The organism is Serratia sp. MF1(2023), assembly GCF_030954545.1.
GTDB lineage: Bacteria > Pseudomonadota > Gammaproteobacteria > Enterobacterales > Enterobacteriaceae > Serratia > Serratia sarumanii.
The window spans coordinates 18,726-41,224 of the sequence record NZ_JAVHUX010000008.1 but is presented as its reverse complement, the minus strand read 5'-3'; the positions used below and the strand labels follow the sequence as shown (position 1 = coordinate 41,224).

The window sequence follows — 22,499 nt, the reverse complement described above, 5'->3', positions numbered from 1 at the left end:
CCGTGCGATTATTAAATAGAAGGGAGCAACTTTATGACAAGCGGTGCGGATTAGCTATAATGCGCAACAATTTTCTTTTTGGTGATAAGCACGATATGAACTCTCTGTTTGCCAGCACGGCGCGTGGATTGGAAGAACTGTTAAAAAGCGAGCTGGAAGCGCTTGGCGCTCACGACTGCAAAGTGGTGCAGGGTGGGGTACATTTTCAGGGTGACGATCGTCTTCTGTACCAAAGCCTGCTGTGGAGCCGCCTGGCTTCGCGCATTCTGTTGCCGCTGAACGAATTCCGCGTGCACAGCGATCTGGATCTGTACCTCGGGGTGCAGGCGATCGACTGGCCCAGCATTTTTGGCGTGGATAAAACCTTTGCCGTGCATTTCAGCGGCGTGAACGAAGAGATCCGCAACAGCCAGTATGGCGCGCTGAAGGTGAAAGACGCCATCGTCGACAGCTTCACCCGCAAACTCGACCAACGCCCGACGGTTGCCAAGCAGCAGCCGGATATTCGCGTTAACGTCTTCCTGCAACGCGATATGGCCAGCGTGGCCCTCGATCTGAGCGGTGAAGGCCTGCATCAGCGCGGCTACCGCGATCTCACCGGCCAGGCGCCGCTGAAGGAAAACCTGGCGGCCGCTATCGTGCTGCGTTCCGGCTGGCAGCCGGGCACGCCGATGCTCGATCCGATGTGCGGCTCCGGCACGCTGTTGATCGAAGCGGCAATGATCGCCGCCGATCGCGCGCCGGGCCTGCACCGCCAGCACTGGGGCTTCAGCGCCTGGAACGGCCACAACGCCGAACTGTGGCGTGAAGTCACCGCCGAAGCGCAGGTGCGCGCACGCCGGGGCCTGCAGGAAACCGCCTCTCGCTTCTTCGGTTTCGATATCGATCGCCGGGTGATTGAGATGGCGCGCGGCAACGCCCGCCGCGCCGGCGTCGCCGAGCTGATCACCTTCAACGTCGGCGACGTGGCGCGCTTGACCAATCCGCTGCCGGAAGGCCCGCACGGCACCGTGATCAGCAACCCGCCGTACGGTGAGCGTCTGGAAAGCGAACCGGCGCTGATCGCGCTGCATAACATGCTGGGCCGCGTGATGAAAAGCGCCTTCGGCGGTTGGCAACTGTCGCTGTTCAGCGCCTCGCCGGAGCTGTTGAGCTGCCTGCAACTGCGCGCCGAGCGCCAGTTCAAGGCGAAGAACGGCCCGCTGGAGTGCGTGCAGAAAAACTATCAGCTGGCGGCGAACCCGGCCGGCGCCACTACCGGCGGCGTGCAGGTGGCGGAAGATTTCGCCAACCGTCTGCGCAAGAATTTGAAGAAGCTCGACAAGTGGGCGAAACAGCAGGGCATTGAATGCTACCGCCTGTACGATGCCGATCTGCCAGAATACAACGTCGCGGTGGATCGTTACGGCAGCAAGGTGGTGGTGCAGGAGTATGCGCCGCCGAAAACCGTCGATGCGCAGAAAGCGCGTCAACGCCTGTTCGATGTGATCAACGCGACGCTGGCGGTGCTGGAATTGCCATCGAATCAGCTGATCCTGAAAACTCGCGAGCGGCAGAAGGGCAAGAATCAGTACGAGAAGCTGGCGCAGAAGGGCGAGTTCCTGCTGGTGGAAGAGTATAACGCCAAACTGTGGGTTAACCTGACCGACTATCTCGATACCGGCCTGTTCCTCGATCACCGTATTGCGCGCCGCATGCTGGGCGAGATGAGCGGCGGCAAGGACTTCCTCAATCTGTTTGCCTATACCGGCACCGCCAGCGTGCACGCCGGGCTGGGCGGCGCGCGCAGCACCACCACGGTGGACATGTCGCGCACCTACCTGGAATGGGCGGAGAAGAACCTGCGCGCCAACGGCCTGACCGGCCGTCAGCATCGGCTGATCCAGGCCGACTGCCTGTCGTGGCTGAGCAACGCTAACGAACAGTTCGACGTGATCTTCATCGATCCGCCGACGTTCTCCAACTCCAAGCGGATGGAGAACACTTTTGACGTGCAGCGCGATCATCTGGCGCTGATGAAAGATTTGAAACGGTTGCTGCGCCGCAACGGAACCATCATGTTCTCGAACAACAAGCGCGGTTTCCAAATGGATATGGCAGGGCTGAGCGCGCTGGGCCTGGAGGCGAAAGAGATCACCGCCAAGACGCTGTCGCAGGACTTTGCCCGTAACCGTCAGATCCACAACTGCTGGCTGGTGACTCACGCCGGCGAAGGAAAATAATTACTATGTCGTTAATCAGCATGTCCGGCGCCTGGCTCTCTTTCAGCGATGCGCCGCTTTTAGACAACACCGAAATTCATATCGAAGACAACGAGCGCGTGTGTCTGGTCGGGCGTAACGGCGCCGGCAAATCCACGCTGCTGAAGATCCTCGGCAAAGAGATCCCGCTGGACGACGGCCGGGTGATCTACGAGCAGGATCTGATCGTGGCGCGCCTGCAACAGGATCCGCCGCGCAATATCGGCGGCAGCGTGTTCGACTTCGTGGCCGAAGGCGTCGCGGAGCAGGCGGAACACCTGAAGGCGTACCATGCGATTTCCCATCTGGTGGAGAGCGACCCGAGCGAGAAAAATCTGGCGCGCATGGCGCAAATCATGGAGATCCTCGATCACCAGGGGCTGTGGCAGCTCGACAGCCGCATCAGCGAAGTGCTGCTGCAGCTGGGGCTGAACGGCGACGCCGAGCTTTCCTCGCTGTCGGGCGGCTGGCTGCGTAAAGCGGCGCTGGGCCGCGCGCTGGTGAGCTCGCCGCGCGTGCTGTTGCTCGACGAACCGACCAACCACCTGGATATCGAAACCATCGACTGGCTGGAAGGCTTCCTGAAAGAGTTCGACGGCAGCATCGTCTTCATCTCGCACGACCGTTCGTTTATCCGCAACATGGCGACGCGCATCGTCGATCTGGATCGCGGCAAGCTGGTTTCCTGGCCGGGCAATTACGATCTGTATCTGCAGAGCAAAGAAGAAGCGCTGCGGGTGGAAGAGCTGCAAAACGCCGAGTTCGATCGCAAGCTGGCGCAGGAAGAGGTCTGGATCCGTCAGGGCATCAAGGCGCGCCGTACCCGTAACGAAGGCCGCGTGCGTGCGCTGAAGGCGCTGCGCGTCGAGCGTTCGCAGCGCCGCGAAGTGATGGGCACCGCCAAGATGCAGGTGGAAGAGGCGACCCGCTCCGGCAAAATCGTGTTCGAGCTGGAAAACGTCAATTATCAGGTGGGCGAAAAAGTGCTGGTGCGCGATTTTTTCGCCCAGGTACAGCGCGGCGACAAGATTGCGCTGGTGGGGCCGAACGGCTGCGGCAAAACCACGCTGCTGAAACTGATGCTCGGTCAGCTGAAAGCCGACAGCGGCCGCGTGCACTGCGGCACCAAGCTGGAAGTGGCCTATTTCGATCAGCACCGCGCGGATCTCGATCCGGAGCGCACGGTGATGGACAACCTGGCGGAAGGCAAACAGGAAGTGATGGTCAACGGTCGCCCTCGCCACGTATTGGGCTACCTGCAGGACTTCCTGTTCCACCCGAAACGCGCGATGACGCCGGTGAAGGCGCTGTCGGGCGGTGAGCGTAACCGCCTGCTGTTGGCTAAGCTGTTTCTGAAACCGAGCAATCTGCTGATCCTCGATGAACCAACCAACGATCTCGACGTCGAAACGCTGGAGCTGCTGGAAGAGCTGATCGACGGCTATCAGGGCACCGTGCTGCTGGTCAGCCACGATCGTCAGTTCGTCGACAACTCGGTGACCGAGTGTTGGATCTTCGAAGGCAACGGCGTGATCAACGCCTTCGTCGGCGGTTACTACGATGCGCATCATCAGCGCGCCACGGCGAAACCGATTCGTCAGGCGGCGCCGAGCGCGAGCAAACCGGCGGCGGAGAAAAAGGCCGAACAGCCGAAGAAAGCGGCGGCCAAGCTGAGTTACAACCTGCTGCGCGAACTGGAACAGTTGCCGCAGCGGCTCGAACAGTTGGAGGCGGAGATCGAAGCGCTGCAGGCGCAGATGAGCGACGCCGACTTCTTCACGCGGCCGCACAGCGAAACGCAACAAGTGCTGACGGCGCTGGCTAACGCCGAGCAGGCGCTCGAGCAGGCCTTCGCCCGCTGGGAAGAACTGGAAGCGATGAAAAACGGCTGACCGTTGCGATACCGCCCGCGCGCTGCTGCGGGCGGTATCGACGTGCCGGTGAGCAACGTTATTTAGGAGGAATATGGTGTGTTCCCACAACAATCATCAGCAGCATAGTCATTCCGCACCTTCGGCGGAGCACCAGGATAACCTGATGCTGTGTCCGCAGTGCGACATGCTGGTGGCGCTGCCGCCGCTGGCCTATGGCAGCAAAGCGGTCTGCCCGCGCTGCAAAACCACGCTCAGCACCCGCTGGGACGAGCCGCGCAAGCGGCCGATCGGTTACGCCCTCAGCGCCCTGTTCATGCTGGTGCTGGCTAACATTTTCCCGTTTATCAATATGCGCGTCGCCGGCATCGGCAATGAAATCCGGCTGATTCAAATTCCGGAAGTCATGGTGGCGGAAGACTACGCCAGCATGGCCACGCTGTTTATGGTGTTCGTGCAGCTGATCCCGGCGTTTTGCATGGTGGCGATCATTCTGCTGTGCGCCAAAGTGCGTTTGCCGCTGGGGCTGAAAGAGTGGATGGCCCGGGTGCTGTTCCAGTTCAAGACCTGGTGCATGGTGGAAATTTTCCTCGCCGGGGTGCTGGTCAGCTTCGTCAAGCTGATGGCCTACGGCGATATCGGCATCGGCAGCAGCTTCGTGCCCTATTGCCTGTTCTGCCTGCTGCAGGTGCGCGCCTTCCAGTGCGTGGACAGGCGTTGGCTGTGGCAGGACATCGAACCGGCGCCGCGTATCGATCGCCCGCTGACGGTGGGGCGCACCGGCATGCGGCAGGGCGTGCGCTCTTGCGCCTGCTGCACGGCGATCCTGCCGGCCAATCAGGTGCGCTGCCCGCGCTGCCACACCAACGGCTACGTACGTCGCCGCCACAGCCTGCAGTGGACGCTGGCGCTGCTGGTGACCTCCGTCATGCTGTACATTCCGGCCAACCTGATGCCGATCATGGTGACCGAGGCGCTGGGCAACAAGATGAACTCCACCATCATGGCGGGGGTGATCCTGCTGTGGGGCGACGGCTCTTATCCGGTGGCGCTGGTGATTTTCATCGCCAGTATCATGGTGCCGTCGCTGAAAATGCTGGCGATCGGCTGGCTGTGCTGGGATGCGAACGGCAGGAAGAAACCGCGCGCCGACAGCGAGCGCATGCATCTGATTTATGAAGTGGTCGAATTCGTTGGCCGCTGGTCAATGATCGACGTGTTTGTGATCGCCGTATTGTCGGCGCTGGTGCGAATGGGGCAGTTGATGAGCATTTACCCCGCGACGGGCGCCGTGCTGTTCGCGCTCGTGGTGATCCTCACCATGTTCGCCGCCATGACATTTGATCCCCGGCTGACCTGGGATCGCGCAAGTGAAACAATCAACAAGGAGCCGCAAGGTGACGGAAAATAATCATAGCGTCGCGGACGTCGAGAAGATCAAGCGCTGGTCGCCAGTGTGGATCATTCCCATCGTAACCGCGCTGATCGGCGCCTGGATCCTGTTTTACCACTTCAGTCATCAGGGGCCGGTAGTGACGCTGGTGACCTCGACGGCGGAAGGGCTGGAAGCGGGTAAAACCAAAATCAAAAGCCGCAGCGTGGACGTCGGCGTGGTGGAAACCGTCACGTTGAGTGATGACCTGAGCAAGGTGATGGTGCAGGCGCGCCTCAATTCCGGCATGGAGAAATTGCTGCGCCAGGATTCCGCCTTCTGGGTAGTGAAGCCGCAGATCGGCCGTGAAGGCGTCTCTGGGTTGGGGACGCTGCTCTCCGGCGCCTATATCGAACTGCAGCCGGGCAACAAGGGCAAAGACGGCAAAGACAACTATCAGTTGCTCGACGCGCCGCCGCTGGCCTCCCCGGATGCCAAAGGGCTGCGCATCGTGCTGGACAGCGAGAAATCGGGCCAGCTCAACGCCGGCGATCCGGTGCTGTTCCGCGGTTATCGCGTCGGGTCGGTGGAAACCAGCTACTTCGATCCTAAAGAACGCGCCATGCGCTATCAGCTGTTCATTACCGCGCCTTACGATCAGCTGGTCACCACCAACGTGCGCTTCTGGAAAGACAGCGGCGTGGCGTTCGACATGTCGGCGCAGGGCATGCGGGTGGAGATGGGGTCGCTGACCACCCTGTTCAGCGGCGGCGTCAGTTTTGACGTGCCGGAGGGCTGGGATCGCGGCGAACAGGCGAAAGAGAAGGCGGAGTACCAGCTGTTCGACAACCAGCGCAGCACGCAGGATTCGCTGTATACCGTGCATAAGGACTACCTGCTGTTCTTTTCCGATTCGGTGCGCGGCCTGCAGCCGGGCGCCCCGGTCGAGTTCCGCGGCATTCGTCTGGGCACGGTGGCGCAGGTGCCGTTCTACAAAGAGGGCATGGCGCAGCGCCTGGACAACGATTACCGCATTCCGGTGTTGATCCGCATCGAGCCGGATCGCTTCCAGAAAGAGCTGGGCGGCAATTTCGATATCGAAGGGCATTTGAAAGATGCCGAGTCCCGCGGCATGCGCGCCTCGATGAAGTCCGCCAACCTGCTGACCGGTTCGCTGTACATCGATCTCGACTTCTATCCGCAGGAGAAACCGTGGAAAGGGCCGCGCGAGCTGTTCGGTTATCCGCTGATGCCGACCACCAGCGGCGGGCTGGCGCAGATCCAGCAGAAACTGATGCAGACGCTGGACAAGATCAACGCGATGCCGATCAATCCGATGATCAACGAAGCGACCAAGACGCTGGCGGAAAGTCAGAAAACCATGAAGTCGACGCAGCAGACCATGAAGTCGCTGAACGACATCATCGCCAGCAAAGAGATGCAGGCGCTGCCGCAGGACATGCAGAAAACGCTGTTGGAGCTGAACCGCAGCATGAAAGGGTTCCAGCCTGGTTCACCGGCTTACAACAAGATGGTGGGCGATATGCAGCGCCTCGACCAGGTGTTGCGTGAGCTGCAACCGGTGCTGCGCACCCTGAATGAGAAGAGCAACGCGCTGGTGTTTGAAGCCGCCGGCAGCACTGACCCTCAGCCGAAGAAGGCCACGAAATGATGAAATGGATCCCGGTAGCCCTGGCGCTGTTGCTCAGCGCCTGCAGCAGTTCGCCACAGAAGACCTACTATCAGTTGCCGGCGCTGGGTGCGCCGGCCGCGGTCAGCAGCAGCAGCGGCGCCTCCACGCGCCAGCTGTGGCTGGAGCACGTGAGCGTGGCGGATTATCTGGCGCAGAGCGGCGTGGTGTATCAGACCAACGACGTACAGTATGTGATAGCCCAGAACAACCTGTGGGCCAGCCCGCTTGACCAGCAGCTGCAGCAAACGCTGGTCACCAACCTGAGCAGCGCGCTGCCAGGCTGGGTGGTCTCTTCGCAACCGATGAGCAGCGATCAGGATGTGCTCAACGTCACCGTCAGCGGCTTCCACGGCCGTTTTGACGGCAAGGCGATCGTTCGCGGCGAGTGGGTGCTGAACCGCCAGGGGCGCTTGATCAAGCGGCCTTTCAGCCTGGAATTGAAACAGGGTGAGGACGGCTATGATGCTCTGGTGCGCACGCTGGCGCAGGGCTGGCAGCAGGAAGCCCAGGTTATCGCAGCACAGATGGGCGGCATTTAGTCATAATTTGGTCTAAAATCGTCTAATCTCTGTCAGCGTGAAAAGTCTTTTTTTCTCACTGACAGGGATTTCTTTTTCATTTCAAAAAGTTAAACCCTTTCCCAGCAGATCAGCCACTTAGCACTTTCCTCGGGCGTAGCTCACAAATATGACATTGGCGTGAATTTTGCGCATTGATCTTCTGTTCTTTTAGCGCTATTGATTACTCGTGGCTGCGCAAAAAGCAGCCATTGTTTTCTTTCCACCAGACCAAAATGAGGGAAACGAGGCATGAAGAGACAGAAACGCGATCGTCTGGAAAGGGCGCATTCGAGAGGGTATCAGGCAGGTATTTTAGGGCGTTCCAGGGAACATTGTCCCTACCAATCATCGGTGGACGCCCGGTCTCAATGGCTGGGAGGTTGGCGAGAAGCCATGGAAGACAGGGCTGTGACCGCTTAAGCGGCTCCCTGTCAAATAAAAGGAATAACCTCCGCCTTTGGCGGAGGTTTTTGTTTGTGCCGTTTATTTGTCCTGCCAGCGTTTCAGTAAAATACTCGCATTCACGCCGCCAAAGCCGAAGCCGTTTGATAAGGCGTAGGTCATGTCCATCGATTCAGCCCGTTTCGCGACCAGATGCAAGCCTGCCGCCGCCGGATCGGGATTGTCCAGATTCAGCGTTGCAGGCGCTATCTGATCGCGCAGAGCCAGGGCGGTAAAGATGGTTTCCAGCCCGCCGGCGGCGCCGAGCAGGTGCCCGGTGGCTGATTTCGTCGAGGTCACGGCGACAGTCCCGGCGGTGCCAAACAGGTGCTTGATGGCATTGATTTCGCCTAAATCGCCTACGGGTGTCGAAGTCGCGTGCGCGTTTAAATGCTGAACCTCTTCTGGGGCGACATTCGCCTGCTTCAACGCGATTTTCATCGCCCGATAGGCGCCGTTGCCGTCTTCAGCGCCGGAGGTCATGTGGTAGGCGTCGGCGCTGGTGCCATAGCCGACGATTTCCGCGAGCGGCGTAGCGCCGCGCGCCCGCGCATGCTCCAGCGTTTCAATCACCAGCATGCCGGCGCCTTCCCCCATGACAAAACCGTCCCGGGCGCTGTCGAAAGGCCGGGAGGCCTGTCGCGCCAACTCGGCCGGTGCGGTGGACATGGCGCGCGCGGCGGCGAATCCGCCCAGGCTTACGGTGTCGATAGCGGCTTCGGTACCGCCGCACAGGGCGATATCGGCCTCATCATTGCGGATCATACGCACCGCGTCGCCAATGGCCTGCACGCCGGCCGCACAGGCGGTGACCGGTGCGCCAATCGGGCCTTTGAAGTGATGCTTGATGGAAACGTGACCGGCCGCCAGATTGACCAGGAAAGAGGGGATGGTGAATGGTGACAGGCGCTTGGCACCGCGGCTGTCCGTAGTGCGCACCGCTTGGGCAATGGCCGGGAAGCCGCCAATGCCCGAGGCGATGACGGTGGCGGTTCGCTCTTGTTTTTCCTCCGTATCGGCTATCCAGCCGGCCTGACGAACGGCTTCATCCGCCGCCGCCATGGCAAACAGAATAAAGCGATCCATTTTCTTTTGGTCCTTGGGGGCGACGGACGCGTCTGGGTTGAATCCCGCCTCGGCATCTTGCGCCAGTTCGGGGACTTGCCCCCCGACCTTGACCGGCAAATCTGCAACGATCTCGTCAGGCAAAGCCCGAATGCCGGACTCTCCTTTTAATAAACGTTGCCAGATGGTCTCCACGCCGCACCCTAACGGTGAAACGGCGCCCATGCCGGTAATAACGATACGACGATTGCTCATGACTGCTCCTTGGTGAGTTCGGATAAATCGGCGAGGCGCCGCTGCCGCATTAGTTCGGCGCGTTGACGTATGCCGTCATTTGCCGCAGGCCCCGGTGCCAACGTAATAAACTGCGGCGGCACCTGCTGTTGGGTCTCGACGTTGATCAACTGGACCTGGATCGGCCGATCGGTGCGGCCGTCGACTAACAAGGCGCTAATGTCACCGTCGATCAAATGGCGATTGCCCCATTGTGAGAGAGCGGCCAGTACGGGAAGAAAATCGTTGCCGCGTTCGGTGAGCAGATATTGATAGCGAACCGGCCGCGTTTGATAACGTTGCTTATGCAGAATGCCGTGGGCCACTAAATCCTTCAGGCGTCGGGCCAGGAGAGTGGGTGAAATCCCCAGACTTTGTTGGAATTCGTCGAACTTGGACAATCCCTGAAAGGCATCACGCAGGATCAGGATGCTCCACCATTCTCCGACGCGATCTAACGAACGTGCGACGGGGCAAGGTGTATCGCTAAAGCGGGTTTTTTGCATATCGCCTCTTTGTGGATACATTTATTGTAGTTACATGATGGCTATACTAGGCGATTTTGAGGGGCAAGAAAATGACCGGATGCAAAAAACCGCTATCGCGTCGGTGCGGGCTGCGGGGAGGGGCCTCGCTCAACTGGCCTGCGTTCGGGTAGGAATAGGGTGGAGACAGGGGGAAAAAACGTTTCGGCAGCGGGCAATTAAAGGAGGTGAGTAGTCTTTAAACGAGAAGAGAAAGAAATGCCATCACGCTGGGCGTGATGGCATGCGAAGAGGATTAGAAAACAAGACGATGGCCGCCTTCTCCTCAGCGTGATCAGAACGCTGTGGTGTCCTTGAACAGACCCACTTTCAGATCGGTAGCGGTATAGATCACTTCGCCGTCAACCAGCACTTCGCCATCGGCGACGCCCATGATCAGCTTGCGGGTGATGACGCGTTTGAAGTTAATGCGGTAGGTCACTTTCTTCGCGGTTGGCAGCACCTGGCCGGTAAACTTGACTTCACCGACGCCCAGCGCGCGGCCTTTGCCTTCGCCACCCAGCCAACCGAGGTAGAAACCGACCAGCTGCCACATCGCATCCAGGCCCAGGCAGCCTGGCATGACCGGATCGCCGATAAAGTGGCAACCGAAGAACCATAGGTCCGGATTAATATCCAGCTCCGCTTCCACATAACCTTTGTTGTGAGTTCCGCCGTCTTCGGTCATCTTGACCACGCGGTCCATCATCAACATGTTACCTGCCGGCAACGGTGGGCCACCGGCGCCGAACAGCTCGCCACGGCCGGATGCTTCGAGGTCTTCTTTCGTATAGGAATCGCGTTTATCTACCATGTTCTCAGTAAGCCTTATTTTAATGAAGGACGCAGGTTAGCTAACACGTGTACGCTGAACAAGTCCGATCAGCCGTGGTTGAACCAGTTGAGCCAGCGCAGCGGCCACGGACGACGGCGTTCCTGCAGGCTCACCTGCGCAATCCGTTCCTGAATGGCCGCCAACAAGTTCGGCTGTTGTTCGTCAGAGTAGAGGCAACCTGTGAGCAAAGGCAAGGCTTCCGCCGCGCTCTCTACCGCCCACAGATGGAATTGCCCTTCGCGTACCGCGTCGACGACATCCTGGCGCAGGCACAGGTGGCGCACGTTGGTCGCGGGCAATACGACGCCCTGTTTACCCGTCAGGCCGCGGCGCAAACAAACCTCGAAGAAACCTTCGATCTTTTCGTTAACGCCACCTATCGGCTGTACGTTGCCGAATTGGTCGACGGAGCCGGTGACGGCGATCTGCTGGGTGATCGGTTGCTGTGACAGGGCGCTGATCAACGCGCACAGTTCAGCCAGCGAGGCGCTGTCGCCGTCTACTTCACCGTAAGATTGCTCAAAGACGATGGAAGCGGAGAAGGGTAACTGCTGATCCAGATCCAGCTCGGCGATCAAAAACGCCTGCATGATCATCATGCCTTTAGCGTGCAGGTTGCCGCCCAGTTCGGCTTTGCGCTCGACGTCGGTGAATTCGCCGTCGCCGAGATGCACAACGCAACTGATGCGCGACGGTTCGCCAAAACTGCGTGGATGGCCGGGATAATCCAGGACTGACAGGCCGTTGATTTGCCCGATCACTTCACCCTCGGTCTCAATCAGAATCTGGCCCAGCTCGATTTCATCCTGCATACGTTCGGCCAGATAGCTTTCACGCCATTCGCGGGCATTTAACGCCGCTTCAAACGCTTTGGCCGTAATGCGATCTTCTTCGGCATACAGTGCGGCTTCGGACAGCTGCTGGCCAAGCCAAACCGGCGAGAGTGGCAGGATGCCCTGGTCGCCACTGTAACGCACGGCCTGAACGATCAGCGGCGCCCAGGCGTCGCTCGCCAGCATCGGCAACTGCTGGTCGGCAATCACGCCGTTGACGTAGCCGCACCACTGCGCCATATCATCAACTTCAGTCAGCTGCAGATCGTCTTCGAATTCACCGTAGACCGCTTGTTCACTCAGTTCCGGCTCGATATCGTGAAAATCGGCCAGGCCGTGGCGATCGCCGACCACAATCAGCCGCAGCTCCAGCGGCATTGGCGGAATGGCTACCGGCAGCGGGCGGGTTTCGTCTGGCGAAACCCAATGGAACTGACGTTGGCCGATCATTTGCTTCAGCCGCAGCCATAGCAACGGCTGAGCCAACAGGGCGCGGGCCGACAGAATCAAAATGCCGCCGTTGGCCTGGTGCACCAGACCCGGCTGCAGGGTGATGTCGCCATTGTGGATCCGTACGCAGCCAAACAGTTGCTCCGGCTCAACCCACTCCTGGAACAGGCAAGCGCCGCCGGCGGCAAAAGGTTCATCGCCACGGCTGGCCGGTTCTACGCTGACTTTGCCATCCTGAATGACATAGTGGCTGCCGCGGCATGCCGTGTTTTTCGGCAGCAGTGGCGTGACGGCGTGAGCGATCAGTTCCAGATACTCTCGTGTTTCTTGCGCCTTCAACAGCATGAAACGCGGTGGCGATTGGGGGTGGCAAAATAGCGTCAGGGCATTTTCCAGCCGAGGCTGAATGGCGGAAAAGGGCACGGGTGCCAACTGAGCGGCGGTATCAAATATCGCCTGATAAGGCGTTACGTCCGGCAATAAAGATTGCCATTCAAGTCGGTTATTGGTCAAAGTGTTAGATGCAATCGTTAAAAAGGGAAAGGGCGATTATACAAGAATAACGGCGGCTTGATACATGCGGAGTGCCAGTTGGCATCAGGGAGTTTGACATCGCGCGGTGACTGTGCAAAAAACAGTCTAAAAGACGGCTTAATTGCCGGGGAAATTTGGCGCAAAGCTGTTATGCTTATTTGAAGTTACGCGGTCACTGAAGAGCTCAAGATGAAATATCAGCAACTGGAAAATCTGGAGAGCGGTTGGAAATGGAAGTACCTGGTGAAGAAACATCGGGAAGGGGAACTCATTACCCGCTACATTGAAAACAGCGCTGCTCAGGAGGCGGTTAACGAGCTGCTGAAGCTGGAAAATGAGCCGGTAAAGGTACTTGCATGGATTGCCGCTCACATGAATCCGGAACTGGATAACCGGATGAAACAAACGATCCGCGCCCGCCGTAAACGTCATTTTAACGCAGAACATCAGCATACGCGTAAAAAATCTATCGATCTGGAGTTTTTGGTTTGGCAACGATTGGCTGCCCTGGCGCGCCGACGTGGCGTTACGCTGTCGGAAACCGTCGTGCAGCTTATCGAAGACGCTGAACGCAAAGAAAAGTATGCGAACCAGATGTCGTCGTTGAAAGAAGACTTGAAGGCGATTCTTGGCAAAGATCCCAAGTAAGTGCGTGAGCGCGCCTTTGTTGCGCTTGGTTTCAACAATAGGACGAAAAAAAACCCCGCTATGCGGGGTTTTTATTAGGCGAGTAAACTTAGCCCTGAGGCTGAGTTACAACGTCTTTGATACCTTTAACTTCGATCTCTACGCGACGATCTGGTGCCAGGCAAGCGATCTGAGCTTTGGTAGCGCGGCCAGATTTGTAGCCACAGGTGTTGCCAGTAACTGCATCTGCTTCACCCATACCACGTGCAGAGATTTTGTCTGACGGGATGCCTTTGGAGACCAGGTAGTCAACAACGCTCTGTGCACGTTGTTCGGACAGTTTCTGGTTGTACTGGTCAGAACCAACGGCGTCGGTGTAACCCAGAACAACTACGGAACCGTCTTTAGGATCCATGGAGCTCAGCTGGCTGTACAGCTGATCCAGAGCCTGTTGGCCTTCTGCTTTCAGAGTAGACTTGTTGAAGTTGAACAGCACGTCAGACTTCAGAGTGAAACGCTTGGTTTCAACAACTGGAGCTGGAGCCGGAGCTGGTGCTGGAGCAACTACGTCATCCTGACCGAAGCGGTAAGAAACGCCCAGGCTCAGCATGGTGTTGTCTGGACGCGCGCCAACGGTACCTGCGTCACCGATGTTGCTTACGAACTGGTAATCCAGGCGAGTAGCCCAGTTTTTGGTCAGTGCGTATTCAACACCAACAGCAGCCAGCGGAGAAACGCCGGTGTCGTGGTCGCTCAGACGCTGACCAGTACGGCCGTAGTTAGCTTTGGAATCTGCACGCCATACCATACCACCCAGACGAGTGTAGATGTCCAGATCGTCAGCAATTGGGTAGCTCAGTTTAGCGGCCAGTTGAACGCCCTGCGCTTTGAAAGCACCGTTGTTCACGCTGCCTTTGTAAGGCATGCGGCCGAGCCAGTCATAGCCCAGTTCGAAGCCCAGGTATTGGTTTGCCTGGTAGCCCAGGAACGCGCCGGCACCCAGCTGATCTTTGTGGGTAGGACCGTTGCCGATACCGTTCTGGTAACCGTTGCCGTAGAAACCAGTGTCATGGTACTGGGACCAGCCCAGTTTAGCACCGGTGTACCAAGTGTTATCTTTTGGAGCGGCTTGCGCTACGGTAGCGAAACCTGCCAGTGCCACTGCTAATGCGATAGCTGTCTTTTTCATTTTGCGCCTCGTTATCATCCAAATAGGCAATGAGCTTTAAAGCTGTTTTAAGCCCTTGGTTAAATTCCTTCGCCAAGGTTTAAGCCCTCGTTTGTTACTCGCCAGTTTTTCTGACGTTATAGAGCAACCTTGGCGATGTAAAGTCTACAACGTGGCGCGAAAGTTACAAGTGTGATGTGATAAGGCTCTAAAAAAAAACGCGGAATCGTACATATTTGCTAACATTCTTAGCCTAAAAAAACGGCGATTCTTTGGGCGTTTTTACTTGCCAAACCGCAGCAGGACTAGCTTTGTGCCTTCCACCGCAAAGGTTCCGCTTATGGGGTGCGAAAATGATGGGAAAAATCCTAAATTTACTTAATGATACAAAGAAGAGTGAATTTTTAGGGTGGAACAGTGTCCGTGAGTCGGGTTAATGTCACGTTGAGGGCGCATGATAAACCCATAGGCATTACCCAATTCTGCCGCACGTCTTAATTTTAGACGATCCTCCTCCGTTAGCTCGGGCAACCAGCCAAGAACCACGCTGTAATTTCCCGTTTGCAGCGCTTTTTCCATAGCCTCGACCGTATTCACCGGGCTGATTTGGCTCAATTGCACCATCTTATCTACAGGCAGGCCGGATTGCTGCAGCCATTGCTTGCTTAATTTTTGCTGCGGTGTCAGCCACAGAAGCCAGCGAGACTGCTTGCCCAGTTGCAGCAGCAGGGGCAACAGCAATTGAGCCACTGCGGGCTGGCGCTCGTTGTAAACAAGTTCACTGATCAAGCCATTCTCTTTGCCGACATCCGTGTTCTTCTCAACATTGCGCGCTGTAAAAGAGCCTTGGCTGAAATGAGGTTGGTAGAGTGATTGAGTACGCATAAAGTTCCCGCCCGTCGTGTTACTGTATGTTTATACAGTATCCCTGATTTGGGATAAGATCAACCCAAATTTTCGTAGCGGCTCGCATAATTGCGATCATTTTTTGTACCGGTGTTTTTTGTGATTGGCATGCGGGTGGATAGTGCGTATTTTCCTAATTAGTTGTTCACGTTACTCTTTTCATTGATAAGAGAAATAATACGACCGGAACCTAAAAAGGAGAAACGCTATGAAAAGGATGTCGATACGAAGGATCGCACAGGCTAAAAATTGCTTCGCGGCGCTGGGCGCCATCACCACGCGGTCACAGTTTGGCGGCTACGGCCTGCTGGCCGAGGGGGTAATGTTTGCAGTGATAGCGGAAGGAGAGTTGTACCTGCGGGCTACGGCGAGCATGGAACCGGCTTTTCGCGCCAGAGGGATGGTCAATATGGTCTATTCCAAGCGTGGAGTGCCCATCACTTTGCGTTATTACTGGGTTGACGAGTCGCTGTGGCGGGAACGCAACGAGCTGGTGGGGCTGGCCTGGCAGGCCGTCAGGGAAGCGCGTCGAGAGCAGCGGCTTAAGGCCGGCGATCACGGTCGATTGAAGGCGTTGCCGAATATCGATGTCAACATGGAGCGCTTGCTATGGCGAGCGGGTATCCGCAACGCCTATGACCTGCGGCTGCAAGGCGCTAAACGCAGCTATCTCCGCCTGCTGCAACAGCAGACCAATCTGGGGCTGCGCGTGCTGCTGTCGCTGGGCGGCGCGATAGCCGGTTATCATCAGGCGGCGTTGCCGGCCGAATTGCGCAACGAACTGGTGCGCTGGTTCGATCATACGATGGCGATGCGCCGCCATGGGCATGAGCCAGTGGTTCAGGGCCCATCGAGCGAGCCCTGAATAATTAGATTGCCTTATTGATTTGGGCGTGGAGTGCGGTGAGCTCCGGCAGCAGTTCGAGCATCAACCCCACCTGTTGCAACACCAACTGCTCTTTGCTTTCAGGTTCCGGAACGGCTCTGCGAATGCGCTCCGCCAGCTGTTCCAGCGCTTGCGCAATGCGCTGGCTGTTCCGTTCTTCCTGATGCAAGGCGCCGTCCACGTAACACACGGCATCATTGAGCAGATCGAGGGTGACAGGGGTATTCAGCCGCTCGCGGTGCGCCCCCAACGCCGAGATATAACTCAGGAGAGTGTGGTTGAGGCAAAGCAGGCGGAAGGCGGCTTCCTGCAATTCCTTGTCGGCCTTGGGATCGGCGGACATGTTGGAGATGACCGAAGCCAGTTCGGCATCGCTGTTGTGGGCATCTCGCCGCGCAATGCGGTAGGCGAGGCCGTTATCCTTACCCTGGTGGTATTGCACCAGAATGGCGTCCAGATAACGGCAGTTGGCATTCAGGGTTTTATCCACCACCGCCGGCAGTTGGCGGAATTTCCAGTCCGGCCAGATAAAGCTGACTGCCGCCCAGGCGATGGCGCAGCCCAACAAGGTGTCGTAAACGCGCGGGGCGGCTACTTCGAATCCTTCACCCAACAGGTTAAAGCATAACAAGACCAGTAGCGTGATGAACATGGTGGCGTGGGCATACTGGACGGTGCGGAAAGCGAAAAATAGAACGCCGGTGATGACGATCAACACCAGCTGTCCTTCCAGTGAAGGCACGAAATAGAGGATCGGCAGGCCGATCAGGATACCGGCCAGGGTGCCGATGATGCGCAGCGCCAGGCGTCGGCGGGTAGCGTTGTAGTTCGGTTGACAGACGAACAGGCTGGTCAACAGGATCCAGTAACCGTGCTGCATGCCGGTGAACTGGATGAAAGCGTAACCCACGCACAGCACCACCGACATGCGGATCGCGTGGCGGAACAGGGCCGATTGCGGCGTCAAATGGCGGCTGATGCGCAGGCGGATGTCGCTCCAGCCGGTTAAGCGATCGTCGGCCAGGCTGTTCTCTTCCGCTTGCCCGCTTGCCAGCGTCTGCTCTGACTCAATATTGGCCAGCTGCGCATCGATCGCATGCAGGTTTTTCAGCAGGTGCGCCAGCGCCTTGGTTTGTTCTGAATTGCCCTGGGTTTCGGCGATGCGCGCCAAGGCCTCCTGAATGCGGCTGAAGGCCGGCTCAAAACGCGGGTTGTGCTGGTATTTTTGCCGCAGCAGGATCGATTGTGCCAGTTGGCGGCAGGCGCGCGCCTGCATGCTCAGCAAACGCTGGAAGCGGAATAAAATATCGCTGTGGCGAAATTGCCGGCTGAGCGCGTGATACTGAACGTGGGAAGAGCTGGCGCGTTCGTGGATATCCTGCGCGACAAAATAGTAGTGCAAGGTACGGCGGGTGCCGCGCTGGCCGCGATCGCCTTTCAGGCGCGTCAGCAGCGAGGCTTTGGTCTGGTTAAGCAACGCGACCAACGCGCTGTTGGCCATCGCAACATCCATCCATGGCAGGTCGGCGTCGCGTTCGGCGTCGGGATCGAACAGGTTGGCTTTGGCATCCAGATAGTTGGCCAGTTGATCATAGCAGCGCGCCAGGTTCTCTTGCAGTGGCCGGATAGGGAACAGCAGGTGGCCCGCCAGCGTCAGCAGGTTGTACCACAGCGCGCCGATCACCAGCAGCAGCGGTTGCTGATACCAGGCATCGTACATGGCGGTGCCGAGCATAGTGTAAACCGCGATCAGTAGTGCGCCGAAGGCGATGGTGGCGTAACGTTGCCCCAAGGCGCCCAGAAGGATAAAACCGCAGGTCGACGTGGTTAAGCCAAGGGCGAACAACCAGGGATAGGGGAACAGCAGCTCGATTGAAGCTGAGGCGACAAAGAAGCACACCAGCGTGATCAGCAGGTTGCGTAACCTGCCGGCCAGGCGGTCATCTAAATCGGTCAGGGCCGCTGCCACCACGCCCAGCGTCAGCGGGATGGTCAGCTTGGGAATGCCCAGCCACCAGGGAACGGCGGTGGTGCCGATCAGCGCAATAAGGATGCGCAGGTGATACAGCAGATTGCTGTTATAGGTGTAACGACGTACTGCGGGTGCAAAAGAGCGCACGAAAAATTCCTCAAACGGAGAAAAAATTAACGCTGATGATAGTGGCGGCAAGCATTCTCAATACGCGCTTGCTGAGCCATTTCTACCGAGACGACGCGGCGCCCCACCGGCCACAGAGCGATGGCGGCAATTTTGAAATTGGCGATGCCGACCGGAATGCCGATGATCGAAACGCACTGCACGATACCGGCGGCGATGTGTGACAGGCACAGCCACCAGCCGAACAGCACCAGCCAGATAACGTTGAGCAGTGAGCCGCCGGCGGAGAGCAGCGCATTGCTTTTTTCCGGGTAGAGCTCATCGACGTGGATTGCCTCATTGCCGAACGGCACCAGCGACAGCTTGGTGATTTCCCAGCAGGAGCGGGTGAGCGGCAGCGTGATGACCAGCAGCACGCTGAACACCGTGGCGATGAGCCAACCTAGCGTGGTGAAGAAACCGCCCAACACAAAATTAAGAATATTCAGTACAGTACGCATAGACGTCATTCTGCTCTAATGTTGGCCAAACCGCGATGCGGGCGTATTCACGATAAAAACGCAAAATCTATTCTACCCTTTTTTTAGCGCTAGAGTGCCACTGCTTATCGCAGGTAAACTGGCAGATATCCGTTATTTAATCTCAACATAGTCATGGCGCGACGATATGGAACTTAAAGCGACATCGCTGGGGAAACACCTGGCTCAGCACCCTTATAACCGCGTGCGGTTGCTGCACGCCGGCGTTGAGGTGAGCGGGGAAAAACATGAGTACCTGATCCCCTTCAATCAACTGATTCAGGTCAGGTGCAAGCGCGGCATCGTCTGGGGCGAGCTGGAATTTGAATTGCCGGACGAAAAAGTGGTGCGACTGCACGGTACCGAGTGGCAGGAAACGCAGCGTTTTTATCACTATCTGCAGCAGGCGTGGCAGCAGTGGAGCGCCGAAATGAGTGAGGTCAGTGCCGGCGTGTTGCAACAGCAGGTGGCACAGATTCAGCGCATTGAACAGCAAGATAAATGGTTCAAAAAGTCTGAGCTGGGCAAGCTGCAGCAGCAAATCCGTGAAGCCTTCTCCGCGCTGCCAATGCCGGTGGCGCGCCTGGAGGAATTCGATAACTGCCGGGCCGATTACCATCTGTGTCTGCAATGGCTGCAGCAGGGGCAACGCAGTGTCGACCAACGCAACCGGCAGTGGACCGATCGCATGCTGGAGCAACATCATGACTTCTTCCAGACCGTCGAGAGCTCACCGCTCAATGGCTCTCAGAGCCGTGCGGTGGTCAACGGCGAGGATTCCGTCCTGGTATTGGCGGGGGCCGGCAGCGGCAAGACGTCGGTGCTGGTGGCGCGCGCCGGCTGGCTGCTGCGCCGTCAGGAGGCGGAGCCGGGCCAAATCTTGCTGTTGGCGTTCGGCCGTCAGGCTGCGAGTGAGATGAATGATCGCATCAAAGAACGTTTGGGCGATGTCGGTATTCAGGCCAAAACATTCCATGCATTGGCGCTGCAGATCATTCAACAAGGCAGCCGCAAAGCCCCGGCCATCAGCCGGTTGGAAACCGATGCCAGCGCGCGCAAAGCGTTGCTGATTGCCCATTGGCGCGAGCAATGTGCAGAGAAAAAAGCCCAGGCGAAGGGGTGGCGTCAATGGTTGACCGAGGAGCTGGAATGGGACGTGCCGGAAGGCGACTTCTGGCAGGATAAATGCCTGGCGGACCGGCTGGCGGGCCGGTTGGAACGCTGGCTGGGGCTGATGCGCATGCACGGCGGCAGCCAGGCGGAAATGATTGAGCAGGCGGATGAAGAAATCCGCGATCTGTTTTCGAAACGCATTCGGCTGATGGCGCCACTGTTGAAAGCCTGGAAAAGCGCCTTGAAAGAGGAAGGAGCGGTGGACTTCTCCGGCCTTATTCATCAGGCGGTCAACATTCTCGACAAGGGGCGCTTCGTCAGCCCGTGGAAACATATTCTGGTCGATGAGTTTCAGGATATCTCGCCGCAGCGTGCGCTGTTGCTGGCGGCGCTGCGTCGGCAGAACAAGCAGACCTGCCTGTTTGCGGTGGGGGATGACTGGCAGGCGATTTATCGCTTCAGCGGCGCAGAGTTGACGTTAACCACGGCTTTTGCCACCCACTTCGGCGAAGGGGCGCAGTGCGCGCTGGACACCACTTATCGCTTCAACGAACGTATCGGCGAGGTGGCCAACCGGTTCGTGCAGCAGAACCCGCACCAGCTGAAAAAAACGCTCAACAGCCTGAGCAAGGGCAATAAAAAGTCGGTGGCGATCCTGCCGCACGAGCAGTTGGAGCCCTTGCTGGATAAACTGAGCGGCTACGCCAAGCCGGATGAGCGCATCCTGGTGCTGGCGCGCTACCATCATCTGAAACCGGAAGCGCTGGCGAAGGCGGCCACCCGCTGGCCCAAGCTGGATCTGGAATTTATGACCATCCACGCCAGCAAGGGGCAGCAGGCGGAATACGTCATCATCGCCGGTTTGCATGATGGGCGTGACGGCTTCCCCGCCGTGGCGCGCGAGTCGGTGTTGGAAGAGGTGCTGCTGCCGCAGCCGGAGGATTTCCCGGATGCCGAAGAGCGCCGTCTGCTGTATGTCGCGTTGACGCGCGCTAAACATCAGGTGTGGCTGTTGCAGGATCGTGAACGTCCTTCGGTGTTCGTTGAACACCTGCAAGATCTTGGCGTACCGGTGCAGAAAAAACCGTAAGCCTGGGCCTGGCGGCTGCCAGGCCGCGAGGACTATTTCAGGCGGTCTTGCAGGTAGCGCTGATAGTCGGGGATGGCGATCTCCACCTCGCTTTTGAACAGCGGAGAGTCGATCAGAAAGTCGGCGGTCGAGCGGTTGGTGGCCACCGGAATATTCCATACGGTCGCCAGCCGCAGCAGCGCCTTCACGTCCGGATCGTGCGGCACCGCGTTCAGCGGATCCCAGAAGAAGATCAGCATGTCTATCTTGCCTTCCGCAATCAGTGCGCCAACCTGCTGATCGCCGCCCATCGGGCCACTCAGCATGCTGGTGACGGGAATGCCGCTGGCGCGCTGGATCAGATTACCGGTAGTGCCGGTGGCGTACAGCTGGTGCTGCGCCAGAATGGTCTTGTGGCTTTCTACCCACTCCAGCAAGGCCTGTTTGCGGTGATCGTGCGCCACCAGCGCAATGTGTTTGCGCGCGGCGATAGTGCGGGTGGTCAATTCCATCTCGGTGTCCTTCGCTAATCGGGGAATGTGCGACAGATTACTGAAACTGTTTTTCACTGCCTAGCGTTTGCGCTTGAAAATGCGAAGAAAAGACGCCTTTACGGGGAAAGGCGCCGGGAGGGATCAGCGAATCGGTTGTTTATTGGCCCAGCGCAGAAAACGCTTCTGTGTTTCCTTGTCGGCCTGTTGAAACCAGTATTGCAGCATTTGTTCCGACACGTTTTCACCTTTCAACGTCACCGTCGGGGCGTTTATCGGCGCGCCGGCCAACGCGAGGGCTGAGGCATTGCCCGCGTTCGCCTGAACAAAGCTCGGAACGGAGGCCGGGCGGTTCTGGCGGTTGTAATCGGTCATCACCTTTTCCAAATCGGTATTGAAGGTGACGCTGTCGGGATGCAGCACATCATGCCGGAACGGCAGGGCGTTGCCGTCTTTATCGACCACCAGATAATTCAACGTTCTGTCAAAGCGTTGCGCATCACGATCGTTCTCGATGCGTGGCAGTTCGATCGCCACCTGGCTGATCTTTTGCGTATTGAAGGTGGCAACCAGCGGCAAGGAAGCATAGGCCTGCGTATGCTGGCCGGAACGTACGGTTTTGGTCACTTTAAACAGCAACTGGTGCTGCCCGCCATCCAGTTCAAGGCTGTCGGCGCCTTTTAACAACGAACCTGTCATTTTCTTGCCGTCGACCACCAGCAGGTCGATGTCCGGGGAGAGTTTCAGGGTCGTAGCCGCGGCAGGCATGCTGATGCTGAGCAACGCCGCAACCACCAGACCAAATTTCATCATTATCTCCTTATAAAGTGGCGTAACGCTAAGTGTTGAACACGGCATAGGTTGTGTCAAAATTTTTCAATCGGGTATTTTGTTTACATTTTTACATATTTTATCGCGATTAGACATGACCA

At 57.8% G+C, this 22,499-nt stretch carries 19 protein-coding genes; 9 read left to right on the top strand and 10 right to left on the bottom strand.

Going from position 1 to position 22,499, the window contains the following annotated elements; translation table 11 throughout:
• Window positions 1-95: 95 nt before the first annotated feature.
• The 6 genes from rlmKL to rmf all read left to right on the top strand — a co-directional run bounded on the left by rlmKL (window position 96) and on the right by rmf (window position 8,156).
• Window positions 96-2,222, top strand: coding sequence for a bifunctional 23S rRNA (guanine(2069)-N(7))-methyltransferase RlmK/23S rRNA (guanine(2445)-N(2))-methyltransferase RlmL (rlmKL, locus tag REA38_RS03130; protein ID WP_308884959.1), 2,127 nt, complete (start codon window positions 96-98; stop codon window positions 2,220-2,222).
• A 5-nt stretch (window positions 2,223-2,227) separates the two neighbouring features.
• Window positions 2,228-4,132 (top strand): ABC transporter ATP-binding protein, encoded by a 1,905-nt coding sequence (locus tag REA38_RS03125; RefSeq protein WP_308884957.1) that lies wholly within the window; start codon window positions 2,228-2,230, stop codon window positions 4,130-4,132.
• 73 nt (window positions 4,133-4,205) lie between these two features.
• A complete protein-coding gene (gene pqiA / locus REA38_RS03120) occupies window positions 4,206-5,522 on the top strand; it encodes a membrane integrity-associated transporter subunit PqiA (RefSeq protein WP_308884956.1) in 1,317 nt (438 codons plus the stop codon).
• Window positions 5,509-7,155 carry an intermembrane transport protein PqiB gene (pqiB, locus tag REA38_RS03115; protein ID WP_308884955.1) on the top strand — a complete coding sequence of 549 codons (1,647 nt, stop codon included), beginning with the start codon at window positions 5,509-5,511 and terminating at the stop codon, window positions 7,153-7,155. Before pqiA ends, pqiB begins: the two co-directional genes overlap by 14 nt.
• Window positions 7,152-7,715: a membrane integrity-associated transporter subunit PqiC gene (gene pqiC / locus REA38_RS03110; RefSeq protein ID WP_308884953.1), complete on the top strand. Its 564-nt coding sequence runs from the start codon at window positions 7,152-7,154 to the stop codon at window positions 7,713-7,715. Before pqiB ends, pqiC begins: the two co-directional genes overlap by 4 nt.
• Window positions 7,716-7,985: 270 nt before the next feature.
• Complete coding sequence (gene rmf / locus REA38_RS03105; protein ID WP_004928150.1) at window positions 7,986-8,156, top strand: ribosome modulation factor; 171 nt, start codon at window positions 7,986-7,988, stop codon at window positions 8,154-8,156.
• 63 nt (window positions 8,157-8,219) lie between these two features.
• On the opposite strand, the gene fabF is transcribed toward rmf, so the two are convergent.
• The 4 genes from fabF to REA38_RS03085 form a co-directional block, all read right to left on the bottom strand.
• Window positions 8,220-9,497, bottom strand: coding sequence for a beta-ketoacyl-ACP synthase II (gene fabF / locus REA38_RS03100; RefSeq protein ID WP_060429018.1), 1,278 nt, complete (start codon window positions 9,495-9,497; stop codon window positions 8,220-8,222).
• Window positions 9,494-10,021, bottom strand: a complete 528-nt coding sequence (locus REA38_RS03095) for a helix-turn-helix domain-containing protein (protein ID WP_033637890.1) — start codon at window positions 10,019-10,021, stop codon at window positions 9,494-9,496. The genes fabF and REA38_RS03095 overlap by 4 nt, the downstream gene beginning before the upstream one ends.
• 313 nt (window positions 10,022-10,334) lie before the next feature.
• A complete protein-coding gene (gene fabA, locus REA38_RS03090; protein ID WP_004928144.1) occupies window positions 10,335-10,853 on the bottom strand; it encodes a bifunctional 3-hydroxydecanoyl-ACP dehydratase/trans-2-decenoyl-ACP isomerase in 519 nt (172 codons plus the stop codon).
• Window positions 10,854-10,921: 68 nt separating this feature from the next.
• On the bottom strand, window positions 10,922-12,670 hold the full coding sequence (locus REA38_RS03085; protein ID WP_033646573.1) for a Lon protease family protein: 1,749 nt from the start codon (window positions 12,668-12,670) through the stop codon (window positions 10,922-10,924).
• Window positions 12,671-12,880: 210 nt separating this feature from the next.
• Here REA38_RS03085 and matP point away from each other — a divergent pair, with 210 nt between their 5' ends.
• The gene (gene matP, locus REA38_RS03080) at window positions 12,881-13,339 is read left to right on the top strand and encodes a macrodomain Ter protein MatP (RefSeq protein ID WP_004928138.1); all 459 of its coding nucleotides are present in this window, start codon (window positions 12,881-12,883) and stop codon (window positions 13,337-13,339) included.
• 88 nt (window positions 13,340-13,427) lie between these two features.
• On the opposite strand, the gene ompA is transcribed toward matP, so the two are convergent.
• Complete coding sequence (ompA, locus tag REA38_RS03075) at window positions 13,428-14,507, bottom strand: porin OmpA (protein ID WP_047571655.1); 1,080 nt, start codon at window positions 14,505-14,507, stop codon at window positions 13,428-13,430.
• A gap of 357 nt (window positions 14,508-14,864) precedes the next feature.
• Window positions 14,865-15,371, bottom strand: coding sequence for an SOS-induced cell division inhibitor SulA (sulA, locus tag REA38_RS03070; RefSeq protein ID WP_033654220.1), 507 nt, complete (start codon window positions 15,369-15,371; stop codon window positions 14,865-14,867).
• Window positions 15,372-15,600: 229 nt separating this feature from the next.
• Here sulA and REA38_RS03065 point away from each other — a divergent pair, with 229 nt between their 5' ends.
• Window positions 15,601-16,257, top strand: coding sequence for a TfoX/Sxy family DNA transformation protein (locus REA38_RS03065; RefSeq protein WP_033646570.1), 657 nt, complete (start codon window positions 15,601-15,603; stop codon window positions 16,255-16,257).
• 4 nt (window positions 16,258-16,261) lie between these two features.
• Here REA38_RS03065 and yccS read toward each other — a convergent pair whose 3' ends face one another.
• A complete protein-coding gene (gene yccS / locus REA38_RS03060) occupies window positions 16,262-18,397 on the bottom strand; it encodes a YccS family putative transporter (protein WP_033646568.1) in 2,136 nt (711 codons plus the stop codon).
• Window positions 18,398-18,423: 26 nt separating this feature from the next.
• Window positions 18,424-18,876 (bottom strand): YccF domain-containing protein, encoded by a 453-nt coding sequence (locus REA38_RS03055; protein ID WP_308884948.1) that lies wholly within the window; start codon window positions 18,874-18,876, stop codon window positions 18,424-18,426.
• Between the two features lie 166 nt (window positions 18,877-19,042).
• Between REA38_RS03055 and helD the strand changes: the two genes are divergently transcribed.
• Window positions 19,043-21,097, top strand: a complete 2,055-nt coding sequence (helD, locus tag REA38_RS03050) for a DNA helicase IV (protein ID WP_308884946.1) — start codon at window positions 19,043-19,045, stop codon at window positions 21,095-21,097.
• Window positions 21,098-21,129: 32 nt separating this feature from the next.
• On the opposite strand, the gene REA38_RS03045 is transcribed toward helD, so the two are convergent.
• Entirely contained in the window at window positions 21,130-21,588 is a 459-nt protein-coding gene (locus REA38_RS03045) for a methylglyoxal synthase (protein ID WP_015377363.1), read from the bottom strand.
• Between the two features lie 123 nt (window positions 21,589-21,711).
• Window positions 21,712-22,377, bottom strand: coding sequence for a DUF2057 family protein (locus REA38_RS03040; RefSeq protein ID WP_033637898.1), 666 nt, complete (start codon window positions 22,375-22,377; stop codon window positions 21,712-21,714).
• Between the last annotated feature and the right edge of the window lie 122 nt (window positions 22,378-22,499).

Coding starts and splice junctions, on each gene's coding strand:
- rlmKL (WP_308884959.1), top strand. CDS start 96: ATGAACTCTCTGTTTGCCAGCACGGCGCGTGGATTGGAAGAACTGTTA.
- REA38_RS03125 (WP_308884957.1), top strand. CDS start 2,228: ATGTCGTTAATCAGCATGTCCGGCGCCTGGCTCTCTTTCAGCGATGCG.
- pqiA (WP_308884956.1), top strand. CDS start 4,206: ATGGTGTGTTCCCACAACAATCATCAGCAGCATAGTCATTCCGCACCT.
- pqiC (WP_308884953.1), top strand. CDS start 7,152: ATGATGAAATGGATCCCGGTAGCCCTGGCGCTGTTGCTCAGCGCCTGC.
- rmf (WP_004928150.1), top strand. CDS start 7,986: ATGAAGAGACAGAAACGCGATCGTCTGGAAAGGGCGCATTCGAGAGGG.
- fabF (WP_060429018.1), bottom strand. CDS start 9,497: ATGAGCAATCGTCGTATCGTTATTACCGGCATGGGCGCCGTTTCACCG.
- REA38_RS03095 (WP_033637890.1), bottom strand. CDS start 10,021: ATGCAAAAAACCCGCTTTAGCGATACACCTTGCCCCGTCGCACGTTCG.
- fabA (WP_004928144.1), bottom strand. CDS start 10,853: ATGGTAGATAAACGCGATTCCTATACGAAAGAAGACCTCGAAGCATCC.
- matP (WP_004928138.1), top strand. CDS start 12,881: ATGAAATATCAGCAACTGGAAAATCTGGAGAGCGGTTGGAAATGGAAG.
- ompA (WP_047571655.1), bottom strand. CDS start 14,507: ATGAAAAAGACAGCTATCGCATTAGCAGTGGCACTGGCAGGTTTCGCT.
- sulA (WP_033654220.1), bottom strand. CDS start 15,371: ATGCGTACTCAATCACTCTACCAACCTCATTTCAGCCAAGGCTCTTTT.
- REA38_RS03065 (WP_033646570.1), top strand. CDS start 15,601: ATGAAAAGGATGTCGATACGAAGGATCGCACAGGCTAAAAATTGCTTC.
- REA38_RS03055 (WP_308884948.1), bottom strand. CDS start 18,876: ATGCGTACTGTACTGAATATTCTTAATTTTGTGTTGGGCGGTTTCTTC.
- helD (WP_308884946.1), top strand. CDS start 19,043: ATGGAACTTAAAGCGACATCGCTGGGGAAACACCTGGCTCAGCACCCT.
- REA38_RS03045 (WP_015377363.1), bottom strand. CDS start 21,588: ATGGAATTGACCACCCGCACTATCGCCGCGCGCAAACACATTGCGCTG.
- REA38_RS03040 (WP_033637898.1), bottom strand. CDS start 22,377: ATGAAATTTGGTCTGGTGGTTGCGGCGTTGCTCAGCATCAGCATGCCT.